This is a genomic window from Salinilacihabitans rarus (assembly GCF_024296665.1).
GTDB classification, from domain to species: Archaea; Halobacteriota; Halobacteria; order Halobacteriales; family Natrialbaceae; genus Salinilacihabitans; species Salinilacihabitans rarus.
This window is the reverse complement of record NZ_CP100762.1, coordinates 3,286,616-3,303,184: the sequence shown is the minus strand read 5'-3', so window position 1 is coordinate 3,303,184 and position 16,569 is coordinate 3,286,616. Positions and strand designations below refer to the sequence as shown.

The 16,569-nt window shown below is 54.5% G+C and carries 10 protein-coding genes; 6 read left to right on the top strand and 4 right to left on the bottom strand.

Translation table 11 applies throughout. The features are described from left to right. Window positions 1–10 precede the first annotated feature (10 nt). From NKG98_RS17340 to NKG98_RS17330, 3 genes are all read right to left on the bottom strand, one after another. On the bottom strand, window positions 11–2,269 hold the full coding sequence (locus NKG98_RS17340) for a DEAD/DEAH box helicase (protein WP_254767384.1): 2,259 nt from the start codon (window positions 2,267–2,269) through the stop codon (window positions 11–13). Further along, window positions 2,266–3,015 carry a hypothetical protein gene (locus NKG98_RS17335; protein ID WP_254767383.1) on the bottom strand — a complete coding sequence of 250 codons (750 nt, stop codon included), beginning with the start codon at window positions 3,013–3,015 and terminating at the stop codon, window positions 2,266–2,268. The genes NKG98_RS17340 and NKG98_RS17335 overlap by 4 nt, the downstream gene beginning before the upstream one ends. A gap of 66 nt (window positions 3,016–3,081) precedes the next feature. Then, entirely contained in the window at window positions 3,082–3,567 is a 486-nt protein-coding gene (locus tag NKG98_RS17330) for a DUF8009 family protein (protein WP_254767382.1), read from the bottom strand. 127 nt (window positions 3,568–3,694) lie between these two features. On the opposite strand from NKG98_RS17330, the gene NKG98_RS17325 reads away from it, so the two are divergent. Genes NKG98_RS17325 through NKG98_RS17310 form a run of 4 tightly spaced genes read left to right on the top strand, consistent with a single transcriptional unit; the run spans window position 3,695 to window position 12,781 of the window. After that, complete coding sequence (locus tag NKG98_RS17325) at window positions 3,695–4,534, top strand: DUF1819 family protein (RefSeq protein ID WP_254767381.1); 840 nt, start codon at window positions 3,695–3,697, stop codon at window positions 4,532–4,534. After that, window positions 4,534–8,331, top strand: coding sequence for a hypothetical protein (locus NKG98_RS17320; protein WP_254767380.1), 3,798 nt, complete (start codon window positions 4,534–4,536; stop codon window positions 8,329–8,331). Before NKG98_RS17325 ends, NKG98_RS17320 begins: the two co-directional genes overlap by 1 nt. Beyond that, window positions 8,328–8,948: a BREX protein BrxB domain-containing protein gene (locus tag NKG98_RS17315; protein WP_254767379.1), complete on the top strand. Its 621-nt coding sequence runs from the start codon at window positions 8,328–8,330 to the stop codon at window positions 8,946–8,948. The genes NKG98_RS17320 and NKG98_RS17315 overlap by 4 nt, the downstream gene beginning before the upstream one ends. Then, on the top strand, window positions 8,945–12,781 hold the full coding sequence (locus NKG98_RS17310) for a hypothetical protein (protein ID WP_254767378.1): 3,837 nt from the start codon (window positions 8,945–8,947) through the stop codon (window positions 12,779–12,781). The genes NKG98_RS17315 and NKG98_RS17310 overlap by 4 nt, the downstream gene beginning before the upstream one ends. Before the next feature lie 811 nt (window positions 12,782–13,592). Here NKG98_RS17310 and NKG98_RS17305 read toward each other — a convergent pair. After that, window positions 13,593–14,537 carry an HFX_2341 family transcriptional regulator domain-containing protein gene (locus tag NKG98_RS17305; RefSeq protein ID WP_254767377.1) on the bottom strand — a complete coding sequence of 315 codons (945 nt, stop codon included), beginning with the start codon at window positions 14,535–14,537 and terminating at the stop codon, window positions 13,593–13,595. A gap of 240 nt (window positions 14,538–14,777) precedes the next feature. On the opposite strand from NKG98_RS17305, the gene NKG98_RS17300 reads away from it, so the two are divergent. Together NKG98_RS17300 and NKG98_RS17295 are read left to right on the top strand one after the other, a co-directional pair. Further along, the gene (locus tag NKG98_RS17300) at window positions 14,778–15,494 is read left to right on the top strand and encodes a hypothetical protein (RefSeq protein ID WP_254767376.1); all 717 of its coding nucleotides are present in this window, start codon (window positions 14,778–14,780) and stop codon (window positions 15,492–15,494) included. Then, window positions 15,487–16,563: a CBASS oligonucleotide cyclase gene (locus tag NKG98_RS17295; RefSeq protein WP_254767375.1), complete on the top strand. Its 1,077-nt coding sequence runs from the start codon at window positions 15,487–15,489 to the stop codon at window positions 16,561–16,563. The genes NKG98_RS17300 and NKG98_RS17295 overlap by 8 nt, the downstream gene beginning before the upstream one ends. The last annotated feature ends 6 nt before the right edge of the window (window positions 16,564–16,569 follow it).

Below are 16,569 nucleotides of genomic sequence, written 5' to 3'. Positions count from 1 at the left end.
GAGTTGTAGACTAAAACTCGTCAAGCCGGGTGGCACGACTAAACCCACCATCGTCCTCGGGCGGTTCTGAAGAGGGACGCACTGCCTCCCAGTCATTGTCGTCTTGGTGGTACTCATCAGATACTTCTGCCGTTTCGACAAACTCCCGTATTCCTTGTGCAGTGGATGGACCAATGCCAGAAATATTCCCTTTGAGAACGTCTTCGAACTGGTTCGAATCGCCGACTCTTTCGAAGAGCGCTTGGAGTAAACCCCAGAGACTATCGCCCTCCAATTCGCCGGCGCCAATCACATTGCTGCCTTCGACATAGCGTCGCAGTTGTCGAACTCGATACCGCCCCAAGCCACGGATGTTCTCAACGAAGGGAACTTCCTCACTTCGGACACCACGCTCTACTTTGAATACAAGGGTATCAAACCAGTCGGGCTTCCGTGCATCCGGCGAAGCATCCATGAGGTACTTTGTAGCATCAATAGTGTCCGACAGCTTTCTGGTAGTGCTCGGCAGATAGGTTGGATCAATACCTGCCCGGTTTTCTATTTGTGTATTATCGAAGTTCGACATCCAATACCAGTAGATAACCCCAGCAGTGATCGCTGCATCATCAATTGGCAGATCGTGTTCTTGCAAAAGCCCCTGTAATTCAGGGTTGACATCTGACTCAGACGCGTTGATTGTTCTATCGAATTGACGAGCCACTCTATCAATCAGATGAAGAGGAGTCACATCTTCGTGGGGCGTCTCTTCGAGCCAGTCATAGAACGTCCGAAGGCTACTGAGAGGGGCACTAACGAATGAATTGAAAGAGAATTCTACCGAACCCTGTCCGAGGGCTGTGGGTTCGAACTGTCTGGCGGTATCTTTCTCAATTACGAAGTCGTACTCCTCCAGCCAGTTCGCAGTTTCTCGCAGTCTATCATTCAGTCTCTGGTCCCGATTATCTCGTTGGCGTCCCCACGCGCCAATCTGTTCCATTTGCTCCCAGTAGAGCATCTCTTTGACGAAGGCCTCGATCTCGTGTGGCGTGTCCCATCCAGTTGCGATCAGCTCTAACAAAAGCCATTGGAAGGCAACGTCGTTCTCGATGTGCGTCGTTACGTCTTCGAGAACGCGATGCGGCTCAAAGAAACGTTCCTTGGTTTCTTCCGGGGTGTCTGTGAGAGTGAAAGCGTATCCTTCATCGTAACCGTATCCAGGACGTGCCGCTCTACCGATCCATTGAACGTACTCGTAAACACCGACGTAGTGAGGCCCTCTTGTGATGTCCGCAACGACGACCGATTGAACTGGTGCATCAAATCCATACGCGATCGTGGTGGTGGCAAAGAGACAGCCCAGTTCACCGTCAGCATAGAGATCCTCGATCCAGTGTTTGACATCGTTTGGAAGATCAGCGTGGTGGAAAGCAACCCCGCGTGACATCATTCTCGCAAGGTCACGCAGTGTCTCGGTCATCTCACCGTCGATTTTGTTCCGCAATTCGTTGTGAAAATCCCTATCTGAAAGGTCAGCGAACAGCCTCGTGTCTGCGACGGCTTCGGCTCGCGATTGGGTCCACGGCTTTGCGTAATTGAATACAAGGAAGGGGCCCTTGTCCTGCTCCCGCCGAAGTAGGTCGACGATTGCTTCGCCCTTGTCTTGACGCTGAACAGGTTCAATTTGCTCACGGATTGGTATCTGCCGGCCTTCAGGGCTTACCGTTAGATCAGCATCCATCCATTCAGCGAGGTTCTCTGGGTTGCCAAGGGTGGCACTGAGGGCGAAAATTTCGATCCCCTCGTACATCGATGCGGCAATCGCTTTCTCAATTTCAGGCCCTCGGAAGCCACCGTATATCTCGTGGAAGTCGTCGAGGATGGCTAGATCCAGACTTCTGGCATTCCCTCGATTCTGGAGAATAGCCCTGTAGAACGAATCGAAGGTTGCAACGACAACGTCTGCCGACTGGTATGCCCGTGGGCCAGACCATACCTTATACTCATCTTCTGCCCACTCTTGGATCGATTCCTTCTTCGCCCGAACGAGCTGACGAGAAGGAACTAGATACGCAACCCGTTTTCCGTTTTCCAGTCGCTTTTTCGCTACCGCTTCTGCACATAGCGTTTTTCCGTTTCCCGTTTCAGCGACGAGGAGGTGATTTCCTGGTTCTGTGATCCCATCTTCGAATGCCAACCGTTGAGTCTCCTTTAGCGATTCGTAGCCATGGGACTCCATAATCGACTCGACGAGCTCTGCGTCTTCAGGCTGAAGGTCATCGATTCCACTCATTGGATGATCTCCTCTAAGGGGTAGTGATAGTCATTCTGTAGTGAATCACCACCAAGAACGTCATATAGCTCGAAGAGGTCGGCTACGTCGCTTTCCGCATAATCAGAGAGGAGCTGTTCTAACTCTTGGTGGGTACTCGTTTCTTCGAGTCCGTTAACGACACCGTCCACGTATCGCTCACCGAGTACCTGTCCTACGTGTTTTCCCTTTACGTGTTTACTATCGATTCCTAAGCCATCGAAGTACGCATCGTTGAATTCGTAGTCAGAGTACCACGTACTCTCATTGTCTATTCCAGCCAACTGATAAGCCTTCCAGTCAGGGAGTATGTGCTGATCGTCCCAGAGCTCATCAGAATACTGGTCGGCTGCCGCTTTGGCCAGATCGATGTGTTGGTTGAACAAGCTACAGAGGTCTGAATATCCTCCTTCTCGAATGCCGTTCTCCTCCAACTGTTTTGCCCACGTTCCGATGAGTTTGAGATCAAACCAAGTACCGTTGTAGGTCAACACTTGATCGATCTCTTTTCCGTCACACCAAGCAAATAACTGATCAAGCATTTCAGCCGTGTATTCGCCATCCCAGCCGCCCTTTCGGAACAGAATATCTGTTTCCGGGTCTGATGACCTGTCTGACTGATAAGCAACAGAGGTGATGACCCATTCGAAGTATCGAGGATCGTTTTCTCCCGGAGAGGGTTCCTCAAACGGGCTAGCGGTTTCAATGTCAATCGCTAGTAGACCCATTATCGTTCAATGGAAGTAGCATCCATATAAAAGATTGTCCTACCGATACGAAGATTCCAATTTCCCTTAGTCGTCTATAGTTAGGTCTGCATCCAGGGTACTACTTCCCTCTAAATCAACCGAGATACTATCTTTGATAGCGGCTCGCACATCTTCTTTCCAAACCTCCAGTTGCTGCTGGTACCACTCTTCCACGTTCTTTTCTGTGAGGGATACGTTCGGTTCTTCCTGAAGGAGTTCCCGCTCCTTCTGATGAGTGGGGAATTCGATCAGGTTCGTTCCGGTCTCTTCAAGAAAAGCAGACGGCTGAATGTGGATCGGCTTCGGAGACATCTCTAGCGGGTACGAGTTGCCAGATTCCGCTGTAAACGGCTTTCCCTCAACCTCAGTGTCAAAAGGAGGGGAGATCCGAATCACTCTTGAAGACGATGCATGCTGACGCTCATGGTTGATCTGATGAGCATCAACGATTGCTTCTGGATCGATTCGAACCGTCTCGATGTTTTCAGCAGGGTATGTAACCGAGCCTGCTGTTCGTCCATTGCGCTGCACAAACTAGCCTCTATGATGTGCCAGACATAAACCCTCGCCCAAACCGATCGGTCACGTCTCGTTTAGCGATTGAATCTGGATTCCCGGATGACGAACAGTAAAGTAGGTCGACAGGCATCCTCGACGTATGACGATCCTTTCGGACGGCGGGGGCACGCGATTACCCTCACTTTCCCGCCAGCTCTCGAGTTCGGACGTGAACATGGATCTAACCATGTGTGGTCTTCTCGTTGAGCGAGCAGAGGAACTTTCGAGCCTGTACGAAGAGCACGGTAACTGGAACACAGTCAAGGAAGTCTGGTTTGATGAACGCCGTGCAAACCGTAGCACGAGAGGCAGTGCTCAAAAAATATACCGTGTACTCACATCCCGGTTCAAGAACGCCCCCGCAGACCTTCCGAATCCGCGCGATCTTCCCGCCGTGCTAGATGCTTGCGCGACATCGAGAGATAAAGCGCAAGTGCTCTATCCATATCTCATCGCTGACGACGCACTTGTTCGCTACGTCGTCCACGAATATATTCAGCGACTTTCATCGGATCATCCTGATGCCCTCGATTTCTCCAATGAGACGCTCATGACTATCCTCAACGAGTTCGAGTACGCTGACGGGACATCGTTCGACTACGCTGAATCTACTACGAAACGGTGGTGCGAAGGGTTCCGCTCGGTCATGCGTGAAATCGGCGTGCTGGAAAATCAGCAAGACGTGGTTGGGAACCCACCATCGCTGGGAGACATCCCACTCCTCGTCGCGATGGGATATTCGTACGAGGTGGGTGCGGATGACTGGTTTGAGTCACCGACTGGTCTCCTCTACCTGTTCCAACCGAGTGATCGCTGGGAAGAACTCTACGACAGGGCAGCTGAGACAGATGAGTGGGAGTTCGTTGAACTACATGGAAGCCTCCAACTTCGGCCAGTTACCGAACCGTACTCATGGGTCAGTCAGGAGGGTGCTGAATAATGGCCGACGCGAACTGGTTTGAAGACCTCCCTGAGGACTTCGAGGAATCGGTACGTATCGATCGAGAAGAGCAGACTGAGGACGAAAACCAGCACCGAGAACAAGCCATCGAATCGTACCATGTGACGGCCGACTCTCAACGCTTCCTCGAAGACTTCGTCAACCGGCTGCTCGGTGAAGCCGAGGACATGCGCACGGGATCGAACTACTGGCTCTATGGCTACTACGGGAGTGGCAAGAGCCATCTGCTCACCGTTCTCGATGGGCTGATGGATACCGACTGGCTCGAGGATCAGTACGACGATGTCTGGACAGACCTCGTGCCCGAAGCCACTTCCGAAAGTGACTTCGACGAACTGCGGAACCGATGGAAACGAATTCATTCTGAATACCACGTTATCCCTGTCTCGGTGAACTTGCTGAAGTACCAGGGGCAGAAGCAACGCAGTTTCAGCGAGATCGTTCTTCGGCACGCTCATCAGAATCCGACCCTCACTGGCGTCAATGACGACATCTCTACCGGGCTATCTTCTCAGCTTGACGTCGCATACTTCGAAGACTGGTACCAAACGACCGAAGCATGGCCTGAACGGCAAGAACGAGCCGAATCCGTCGTTGAGGAGGTGACGCCGACCTCGCCGCAATACGATTGGGAGACAGATCGACTCTGGACCGATATTCAACAGTACAGCGCTCTGTCCGACGTTACACTCCCAGAGCTGTTTGAGGAAGTTACGGGCACGCGCGACGGCTACACTGACCTCCAGCCGTCGGATATTGACCCCGAAGAAGTCGTCAGTCGGCTGGAATCTCTTCGAGAAGCCCGCGAAGAGGAGCTCGGCGAACCGGTCAAGCTCGTCCTCTTGCTGGACGAAGTGAGCCTCTTTATCGGCACGGACTTTGAACGCCTCACTGAGCTTCAGACCCTCGCTGAGAACGTTAACGACATTGGTGATGGTGACATCCAACTTGTCGCGACCGCACAGGCGAAAATCGAAGACGTACAGCCGAAATTTGCCGCACACGGCGCTGATTTCAGTATCGTCAAAGACCGATTCCCCCACCGGTATCAGCTTCCGAGCAAGCACGTCGGAGACATCGCCAAGCGCCGACTCTTTCAGAAATCCGACTCAGGTGAAGATGCGGTCCGCCGAATCCTTGATAACGCCGACGTGAAGCCGTCAGAGTCGCTGGTCTACAACGAGATCAAACAGAACACGAAACCGCCACTCGACGCTATCGACGAGGAGGAACTCGTTGAATTCTATCCGTTTCTCCCGTATCACGCGCCACTATTCCTCGAGATCCTGTTCAACCTTCGTCGGGAGGCGAACGATCCCGCGAAGTCTATCTTCTCGGGGACTGCACGGGCCATTCTCGCGCTCATGCACGGGCTGCTCGACGAGTGGGTCGACGAAAGCGAGGAGGATCAGATCATCTCGGTAGTCGACTTCTTCGAGCTAATCGAGCCGGAACTGCGTGAAATCCTCCCTAAGGATATGCGCGTTATCAATGGTGCCGAAGAGACGGTGGGCATCGCGAACAGGGGAGACGACGATGACAGTGAAATCCAAGAGTTCGCCGGCATCGCGGACGAGGTAGACGACGAAGAGAGTGAAATCCAAGAGTTCGACCTGGATGTCGCAAAGGCGGTGCTACTGCTTCAGCAAGTCCACGAAATCGTTCCAATGAACGAGGGGAACATCGCGGTGGCCGTCATGTCTGATCTGAATGGCCAGTCGTGGATCAGCACGACCAATCGCGTCGAGGAATCACTGGATCGACTTCAGAAATTCATCCGGCCAACGCAGGAAGAGAGTGGGCCCCGTTATCGGTTTGCGACGCAAGAGGAACGCCTCATCTACGACAAGACCGAGAAGAACGAAACAGATCCTGACTGGGACGACGTCATCGAAACTCTGGATGAGCATCTCTGGGAGCGCATCACCCAAGACCTCTCTCTCCCGGAGTCAGTACCGTACGGTGAGTCCGGCGACGAGTACCCGGTCTCGTACCACTTCGAACTCGACGGGACGACGTTCGATACCGGTATCGTGTCCGAGAGTGGTCTGGATATTGACGTCGCGATCCAAGGCGTTCGTCCGGACGCAAATTCTGATCAAACCGAGGAAGACACGCTCTACTGGGAGATCGACACGGATGGTCTCCAAGACCTACGCAAACGACTGGTCGAGTGGTGGGCGCTTCGTGACGCTATCGCAACTCGTGATGTACCACCAGCAGTAGAACGCGACCTGGAGCAGCGTGCGAGCGCCGTCCGCAGCAAGCTGACCAGCGCGATGGCGAGCGGCTCGTACACCGTGAAAGACCGGACAGACATCAGTGGCCTCTCGAAAGCAGTACAAGTTGCAGTCGATGTCGCATATCCTGACGACTTCCATCCGATGATGCTCCAGATCGACGAGAGTCGACTGCGCGAGCTACGTGAACTCGACAGCGACGCGCCGCTACCCGCATGGGCGCGAACGATTCAGGTTCCCTCGTCAAACCAGAATGAGAGTCAAGGCAAACAGACCATCCAGCGAAACGTCCTCTCACTCACCGGCCGGCAGCTGAAAGACCGTGATGAGGGGCTGAACATGAATACGGTCCTCGATGGTATCGTTGAACAGAAGCCGTTCTACGACGAGGCTCGATCTGCCCTACGTGCCATCATCTGGGGATTCTGTCGAGAAGGGCGTCTGGTGCCTATCGACGAAGATGGTACTACGCTGCCAGACGAAACCGTACTCGACCTCGACAGTCGTTCGACGACACGACTGAAACTGCTTCCGCGGAAGCCATTAGGGAAGCTTCTGGAAGATGGTGGCTTCAAAGAGACGACTGAGACTGTCGCAGATGGACTCATCAACCTTCAGGATGCCAATCGGAAGATTCGCTCGAAGCTCACCGGCCTTCGAGAAGACGTTACCTTAGTCGTCGATACTGACGTTCGAACTGACGAAGTTACGAGCTTGCTCGAGGCGTTCGTCGACGAACTATCCGAACGAATCGAAGCCGCGACAGAACGCCTCTCAACCGTCAAATCGCAAGACGACGGTATCGAAGATGTGATCGGGGAGACAAACGAGGCACAGGAGTGGATCGAGGAGGTCGCCGACGTCTGGAACCGACGACTCTCCACCCTTCAGCGTCTCGACGCGGTATTGACGATCGGAGATGGTCAGTTCGAGTGGATCGATGAAGAGGCCCACAATTCGATTGAAGCTCGTTCGTCCGCAGTGTCTTCCTTCGACAGCGAATGGTGGACGACCGACGGTTGGAGTACCTTCTCTGGGGAACTGGTTCCCGAACTCGCTCCCGTACTCGAGCAATCGTGGGAATCATTCGTCGACGAACGGGGCCTACGTGAACTGGTCGACCGTATCGAGGAGCATCCGTGGGTTCTCCCAGCAACTGACCTTCCGGCTGGCGTCCACATTGCCTTCGAGGGCGAGTATATCACGCCGATGCGCCAGCTCCAGCAGTGGTACGAAACGATCGAGAACGCTATCACGACGCTATCGGATGATGCAGACACAGACGAGATCGTCGACGTGACAGACGACGTGGCTCAATTAGAGCCACTCGCCGACGCAGTCGAGTGCGACCCGGTTGAGTTAGATGCTCGGCTCGACGAACTATCATCGATTGTCGGCGACCGAACGCCCGACGACATTGACCAGATCGGCATCGTTCCTGACGACCGGCAGAAGCTCAATCGACGTTTGGAGCGACTCGTTGAACAGCAAGACCTTGAGATCGAGGAGACAGACGAAGGGGTGATTATTCGATGAGCCAAGGAAGTTCGTCGCCGTACCGTGAATTCAAAGAGAAGTTGCGTACGTTCGCACAAGGCCAACACGGGATTCGCAACCCGTTCGTCATCGCTGCCGTCGATCCAGCGGTCGAGCACCGGACGGCTGACCGCCTCGAAACCTGGGCGAGTGGTCGAATGGAACCACCAGAAATCCCCGACGACGTTACTGTTCAGCCGATCTGGCTCGACGAGTTACTCCCGCAGACTGACGTGTATAAACTCCTTGTCGATCTGGGTGAACCACTGGCCAATCTCGAGGGTGACGCTTCGCCGGGTGAGCGTATCGAAGAGACGATGCAGGACCAGCTTGCCGAAGAACTCGTCCAACAGATGATCGAGCGCGAGCTCAGCGAAGAACAGCTGGAGACCCAAAGCCACGTCGTCCTCTTGCTCAACCTCGGCAGTCTGTATCCGTTCACACGCGCGTCAGAACTGCTCGACGAACTCGACCGACGCAACGTGAAGTCTACAATCGGAATTCCCTTCCCCGGAGAACTTGTGGGAGGGAAATTGAGCTTCTACGGCGGCGAGTCACGACACTACTACCCGGCACATCAGATTGACGGCAAAATTCAGGAGGTGCATCTGCAATGACTATCGGCGACCTCTTTCATAGCGATCCAACGCGACAGCTCGAAGAAGTACAGAAGGTCAATGCCCGCGAACAGGCCGAGAGCGATGTCAGGGAGTTTCACGAAACGGACAGTGCTGAACGGGTACTTGAAGAACTCGGCGACACCATTCAGACGCATCCCAGTGAAGCTGCGCGGTTCCTCTACATCCACGCGACGTTCGGATCAGGGAAGACCCACCTCCTGAAACTCGTCGGTCTCATCACTGACGACGAGTCCGAGTTCGCTTACCTGGGCGATCGGCTAGCCGAGAAATGGCCTGGCTTCGACGAACTCCAGCGTTCCATCACTGGCTCTCACGTCGACCGCCTCAAACCGGTCTTCCTCAATCTGCTCGATCGCGACGCGTCGAAAGAGCCGCCGTTGCCGTTCCTCATCTTCGAGGCGATCGGTCGAGAACTCGGGTATCCGACCGACCCGAACTGGCTGCTTGAATGGGCCTGGACGCTCGACATGGAGTACGACGGCGTCTGGGAGGCGCTCCAGGAGTTCGAACACGACGGGAAAACATTCGACGACGTACTCGACGAACGCGCCTCCCTCCGCAGTTGGCTCTACGACGCGTTACCGGCGATGGCAGAGACGTCGGGGACCGATCTCGACAGTCGTTCGGAAGTGAAAGCATCTATCGAGGCCGCAGAAGAGGAGGTCGAACCTGAAGCGTTTGATCCGGAAGAGCTCGTTTCGCGTGTCGAGACAGTGACCGGAGACCTGAACGATGGGAGCAAGCGAACCGAGTTGCTACTGGGGCTGGACGAGGTCGCGCTCTTCGTCGGTGATAGCAGTCATCGTTATCGTGAGTTTGAGGAAACGATGGAGGCGCTCCAACGTGGCCCGAATCCGGTCGTCGTTACTACCGGGCAGTATTCGCTCCCGGATACCCGTGAGAACCTCATCGGTGAACCACCAGAGGACCATTGGACGCATCAACAGGTTCCGCTCGAAGGAGCCGACACCGAGATCATCGTCCGAAAGCGCTGGCTCCAGAAGTCTGAGCCTGAGGGGGCTGAGCGTGTCGAATCACTGGTGGCGTCGATGCCGGACCTCTCGCTCGAGACGTACTCGTCGGTAACGAGCGCGGACCCTGATCCGATCGAGTCCTATCCGTTCCGCGAGTACGACCTCTCGCTTCTGCGAGCCGTGATGCAGGAACTCATCACGCAGGGACGGTCGACTGACCGAGACTACATCCAAGGTCGGGCGCTGCTCGTCTTGGTCAGGTCGCTATTCACCAAGTTCGGCTGGGCGTCGAAAGAGGAGGGCTCACTCGTCACGTGGGACGTCCTGTTCGACCTGCTGGTCGAGGAGACGACGTATCTTCCGCTGTGGGTTCAGGAGATGATCGATAACACCCTGGTTCCTACCTTCAACGGCGACGAGGACGCCTGGGAGGTGCGCCTCGCGAAGGGACTCTATCTGCTGAATCAGACACCGGCCGTTCCCTCCACACCGGAGAACCTCGGCCGGTTGATGATCGACGATGTCACAGCATCCGTCGACGACGTCATCGAGAAAACCGAGTCGGGCCTGGAGACGCTCGTCGACAAGCAGAAAGTCCTCACCGAAACGAACGACGAAGGCGACGAGGTCTACACGCTCGTCTCTGAGGAGCAGGAGAGCATCCTCAGTCGCGCCCAGGACAAGGCCGCGAAGATTTCCCCGCACCAGCTGTCGGCGTGGTTAGAAACGCGGCTGCGCGAGAACGACGACTTCTTCCGGAGCGACGGCAGCCGGCACGAGGTCGACATCAGCGACGAGCGGCTCGTCCCGCTTCGATACGACTACTCCATCCTTGAGCCCGTCGACCGGGCGCCGTCCCCCGAGTACGACGCGCTTCGGGTTCGTGTGTTGGCCGACGATCCCGACACGGTCTCTGAGCAGGTCGAGACGTGGCAAGAGGTGAATGACGGTCGCGATGGCGGTGAACACGTCCTGATCACCATTGACGTCCCCGAGCCAATGCTCGAGCGGATTCGGAACGTCATCGGCATGGGACAAGTCTTGGATGAAGAGACCGAGTCCCACGAGGAACTCGAGCGTGAACACCGCGCCGACAAACGACGCCTCGAAACGTCAGTGACCGAGATCCTCGAGGACGCGTCGGTGTACACAGCCCACGAACATCGGGGCTCGCGTTCCAGCGCGCTTGCCGATGTCGTCGATGACCAGGTGGACACCGTGTTCGGTTCATCTCGAAAGACGCTCTCGCGTCCGCTCGTCGAAGTCGATGACGCGAAATCGATGGCGAAGTTCTTCCGCGGCAGCGGGGAGTGGCCGCTGTCGGACGCGGACGCCGCGATGCTCGGCGTCAACACCACCAGCGCCGAGATCGCCGACACGGGATGGTGTCGGGAGTTCATTGACACGTACGAGTCACAGAAGTCGGTCGACGTCGAGACGCTCCTCCAGCAGACCCAGACTGCGAACGGCGACTATCGCGGGACCCCGCAGGAGTCGATCGCGGCGCTTCTCATCACGCTCGCTACCTCCAACGAATCAGTCGCGCTCAAGCAGGATACCGACTACGTGACCGACCCTGCTGCCATCGGACGGCAGGTGCGAACCAAGGGCGGATTGACGTCACTTCAGGTTCGCTTCGGCGTCGAGATCATCGACCCGAAGACGGTAAAAGAACTCGTCGAGACTGTACTGGGTGAGGACCCAGAGGGCGATGGGCCGGACGAGTGGCTGAGTGAACTCGGCCAGTGGGTCGACGAGAACAGCGCGACCGTCAAGCGCACGCTGAAGAGCGCTGACAGAGAGTTCGACGTGACACTCGAGACCTTCGAGTCGACGATCAAACCAGCTCTCAGCGGTGAGGAACTCTCCACGTCTGATCTAGGAAGTGAGGACGACCTCGTACTCGAGGAGGCCCAAACCTTCGCAGACGCTCGTGAACTCTTCGGCGTCGAAGAGGACGGTACGACGCTTTGGGAACGCTTCAGCGACGAGTTGGATACGATGGCGTCGCTCTACCCGAACGCGTCGATCACCGCCAGCATGCGAGCGACAGCGGAGAGTGAGATGGTTCCCAGTGTCACGACTGTTGAATCTCGGCTTCAGGACGCTGAGAGCCACCGCATTGATGCACTCTCGGCACAGTATCGTCGGGTGACGGGAGATACCACCACTGCATCTGACCCTGACGGGATCTGTACTGATCTCACTACTTGGATACGCTCGAACCAAGACTCCGTTCAGAGAGTCCTCGACGAAGCCACAACGGAATTCGACGAGATCGATCTCAATGATCTCGAGGAGACGTTCGAGCCGATCTGGGATGGGGACGACGTAACTGAACGAGAGATAGTCGATTCGACCGTCGTTCAGCAGGCCGAAACCTACGAACGCGTTCGTGAGTTGTTCGACGACAGTAGCGGTTCGAGCCTCTGGTCTCAGCTACAGGATGCCGGCGAACAGTTGCGCGAAGAACATCCTGAGTCGCCAACGACTGAGGCAGTCGAGACGGTGCTTTCCGCGTCGCGACCGCCCACGAAACGACGCGTACGCCAGTTGATTCAGGAAGCCGAAGATCCGAAGCGTCCCGGTACTGGCGGTGAGACGTGGTCTGAACTCCAGCGTGTCACCGAGCGCTTACGTCAGGAACTCCCGAACGCGAACATCACGGATGAAGTGACTACTGAGGTAGAGAACGAAGAACGGCCAACCGAAGAGAGAGCAAATAACTTGCTTTCCGAGGCAAACACCGTTTTGGACCGCCTCGATAAGGTGAATGAAAAACTGGACCAGATCGATGACGGACAAATCGTGCTTATAGAATCAGACCGTAATTAAGTAGTCCTACTTTCTCTTTCGTTATAAACAATATACATGACTGCCGACCAAATTGCCAGAGTTATTAAAACATTTTGTGAGGAGATGGCGAATCGAGTTCCAGATCAAGTGAAACCCTTTCTAGTAGGGCGCAAGGACAAAATCAAGCAACGCGACTTGAGGCAGTCTCCAGAACGTTTTGTGTCAGAGAATCTAGTATGGCCACTCCTCGATGCACTCGAGTATGACTATATCACAGAAGCCTATCTACAAGGGCATAACGGACAGGCCGATTTCTTACTTCAGAATACGTCGGAACCAGTTCTTGGTGAATGTAAGTCGTTCAACCATTATAAGAAGGCAGTCAGTGATCTACGTGAATACCTTAATCACCGGGCTACGCGGTCCGTATTTGGAATCGCTACGGATGGAGTGAACTGGCTATTTATTCGAGAACCAGGTGATCTACGACGGAACGTAGAGATAGTAAGCTATCACACATTCCGGCCTGCTATGTTCGAATACTGGAAAAGACAGGGCACGGTACCACCGGAATTGGAGGGTCATTACGTACTGTGGAACTCGACAGTAGGGAGCTATCAGGAGAATGGAGAGCTACGATCTGTCGATCTACAGAAATCTGCAAGTGTCTTCGAGTCCTCTTTTCAGCCTAGCAACCTCAACGAGCGACTACATTCGAGTGATTTCGACCTCACGTTAAGCGAGTTTTCTGATGGTGACCGAGAAAATACAGAGAACCATACTTTAGATGATTTTTGAGTGGATGTTAAAGTGATGTTCAAGGGTTGAGGCTAGTGGCGACGTTCTTCAATCAACGAGGATGCGTTTCGACCCAGAGTTCACCCATAGTTCCGAGCTCTGTCTTAGTTCGATTACCAACTCGTGTTCGATTGACTAGCCCCTTCTCTTCGAGCTTTTGAACATTGTACTGAACTTTGCTTTTGAAGGAGTCACCGTCGACCTCTTCGTCCAAGTGGTCTGCTAGTTCCCGAGCTAATTCCGAAGTAGACTCCACTTCACCGGCATCATATAGGAAGTGTAATATCGTTTTTTCGAAATCGTGTAGATCGGCAGAAGGTACGGTCGGGAATTCAACATGGAGCCCCCCGTTCATTTGTTTCGCCCCTTTGGTGACACCGCTTTGATCAATGTCTTCGACTAAATCACTGATACGCTCATAACGCTCTTCCGCCTGTGGATCTTCGCTTTTGAGGTCTTCGAGGAAATCACGCTCCTTTCGTAATTCCTCGATCATCTGGGTAACGAGATATTCTTCGGGCGAAACATAGTACGTGTGAACTCTATCACGGAGTTCTGGTTTCTCGACGACGAGGGAATTGGCAGCGCTAGCGAAGGCAAAAGCGACCGTACGCGGCATCGAAGAGATATTTACCCAGACGTCATTTCCTTCGTCGATATGTGACTGAATCATTTCATACGCCATCGGATATGCATCTTTGAATTCGAAAATATCTCCAATCGAGTGTCGTTCGACCTCCTTGCCGAGTAGAGTCCCAAAGGTTTCCTCTAGACGGTCAACCATTCGTTCCGCGAGTTGCTGAGCCTCTTCAGCACTTGCTTCTCGTGATGAATGAAGCAAGTGGACTTCATCCGCCTCGAGCGTTCCTCGCGCGATCGGCTGAACGAGCCGCTGAAAGTCGAATCCCACTGGAATTAGATGGACTGTTTTCCCCATACGCTGTTGTGCCTCTTGGTATTCAGTTAGGTGGGGTTCTTCTAAAGCGATTGGATCCATCCCGGATGTCTTAGAACATATTTTGTTCGATCCTCGGGTTAACCAGCGAAGCGTTTATAGACATGTATCCTGTATGAACTAGCGTCATCTGCTTTCAGGTGCAAGCACGAAATGATCCCCAACGAAAACCACCAGGGATTCCGAGACAGCACAGACTGGCCTCGAGGCCTTATTCGCCGTATCCAGGCTCAGCAGGCTCACGAAGAGTTCATGACAGCCTTTCCGAGCGAAGATACTGTGATGATGAAGATCACAGACGTAGAGGCGCTTCTACGCCATCGTGGGGAAGTCCGAACTACGTACTTTCCCGCAGAATTCTCCGTCATCACCAGTGGTGTAATTCACGATGACGACCTCGAGGAACTCCGCTGGAGTCGCGAACGAAACGCCGTACAGGCCTTCGGTCCCGACTTCCACATTCCCACCGACTATCCGGTCTACGGAGATATGGAGAAGTCCGACCGCGTAGCGAACATCAAGAAGATGATGGACGGGACTCGATGGATGCACGATAAGCTTCGACCCACACCGATACAGATTCTTCCGCTCGTGAAGGGATTCACGCCCGAAGAGAGAGCGATTTGTTACGACACACTTCGCGATCTCGACCTCCCGTACTGCGCATACTATGGAGCCCAATACTTCGGCGGCAAAATGGGCAATGGCATCAACAAACTCAACGAGGACGTTCGAGAGGTCGTTAACGAGCTCGGCGTTGATGGGCTATTGCTCATCGGGCTTCAGGCGAAAGACGGTCTGGCCCGGATGCCACCGGAAGTTGTCGCGGCGGCAGGTCAACGATGGATCAGGAAAGCAGAATTACGAGACGTTCCGATCCATACCGCGCAAAAACAGTATATCCAGTGGCGAGAGGAGACTGAACCTGTACTCGGTGCCGGTCAATCGACATTAGGATCTTTCGCGGCATCTCCCGGCGAGGTGATGGCCCATGGGTAACACTCGAACTGTCGGCGAGTATCAGGGTGGCTCTGGTGGAGGTAGTCGATCACCTCCTAGTGATGATCAGGCGTCCTCCGACGGAGAAGATTCTCGACGGGAGGCCGAGCAGAAGATCGAGGAGTCCCATCAGGACTACGCCGAAGACGCTCAGATAACCGATAGGCAGGCCAAAGATATGCAGGAACGGCGTGAAAACGTCGTTGACAATCTGAAAGACGAAGGTCTGGCGATCGAGGAGGATCACATCTACGGCTCGGTGATGCAGGGTACGATGACCGGTCCGCTAGAGGAGGACTCCGACGTCGATGTCTTGGTCGTCCTCGACGCCGATGAGCACGGTCGATGGGCTACTAGCCAGAACGGGCCCCAGAATGCTCTACGAGCTGTGAAGCGGCGACTGGAGAAGAAGTATCCCAACCAGGACGTCCATATCGATCGAAACGTGGTAGCGGTGAAGTTCAGTGATTTCACTGTCGAAGTCGCCCCTGCGTTCCGGTATAGCGACGTTCACAACGCGGAGAACCCCACAGATCCCGTTACCATCGGGGGCATGGAGATCCCGATTCAACCGATGGGTGCAGATGATCCCAACAACGGTTACGCTATTCCCGATACGTACGGAGGAAGCTCGTGGGTCGGAACGAACCCCCGTAAGTTCCAATCGATGTACGACGCAGTCGACGAGAATAACGGCGGCAACCTCCAGCGTGTTGCAGTCTCCGCGAAGAAGTGGAACGAGGAGAACGGTAAGCTGGTGAGTTCCTACCACATGGTGATGATGGCCTACAAATACTTCCAAAACGATGCTCCTGCTAGTGCTTCTACTCACGAGCACATGAGCAACTTCTTCCGGAACCTCCCACGGTACGTCAACGACGAGACTCGAGAACCAGTCTATCGCGAGCAGATTGATAAGGGAATGAGTACGGAAGAAAAGAAGAAAGCCGCCAAAAAGGCGTATCAGGCTAGCGAGAAGATCGAGGAAGCGGAATGGCTCAAAAAGGAAGGCAAAACCCAGGAAGCCAAAGAGAAATATCGCGAAGTCTACGGCGACGGCTTCAAGTAGGCGGTT

Excerpts from the sequence above, each read along its gene's own strand:
- NKG98_RS17340 (WP_254767384.1), bottom strand. The coding sequence starts at position 2,269 with ATGAGTGGAATCGATGACCTTCAGCCTGAAGACGCAGAGCTCGTCGAG.
- NKG98_RS17335 (WP_254767383.1), bottom strand. The coding sequence starts at position 3,015 with ATGGGTCTACTAGCGATTGACATTGAAACCGCTAGCCCGTTTGAGGAA.
- NKG98_RS17325 (WP_254767381.1), top strand. The coding sequence starts at position 3,695 with ATGACGATCCTTTCGGACGGCGGGGGCACGCGATTACCCTCACTTTCC.
- NKG98_RS17320 (WP_254767380.1), top strand. The coding sequence starts at position 4,534 with ATGGCCGACGCGAACTGGTTTGAAGACCTCCCTGAGGACTTCGAGGAA.
- NKG98_RS17315 (WP_254767379.1), top strand. The coding sequence starts at position 8,328 with ATGAGCCAAGGAAGTTCGTCGCCGTACCGTGAATTCAAAGAGAAGTTG.
- NKG98_RS17310 (WP_254767378.1), top strand. The coding sequence starts at position 8,945 with ATGACTATCGGCGACCTCTTTCATAGCGATCCAACGCGACAGCTCGAA.
- NKG98_RS17305 (WP_254767377.1), bottom strand. The coding sequence starts at position 14,537 with ATGGATCCAATCGCTTTAGAAGAACCCCACCTAACTGAATACCAAGAG.
- NKG98_RS17300 (WP_254767376.1), top strand. The coding sequence starts at position 14,778 with ATGATGAAGATCACAGACGTAGAGGCGCTTCTACGCCATCGTGGGGAA.
- NKG98_RS17295 (WP_254767375.1), top strand. The coding sequence starts at position 15,487 with ATGGGTAACACTCGAACTGTCGGCGAGTATCAGGGTGGCTCTGGTGGA.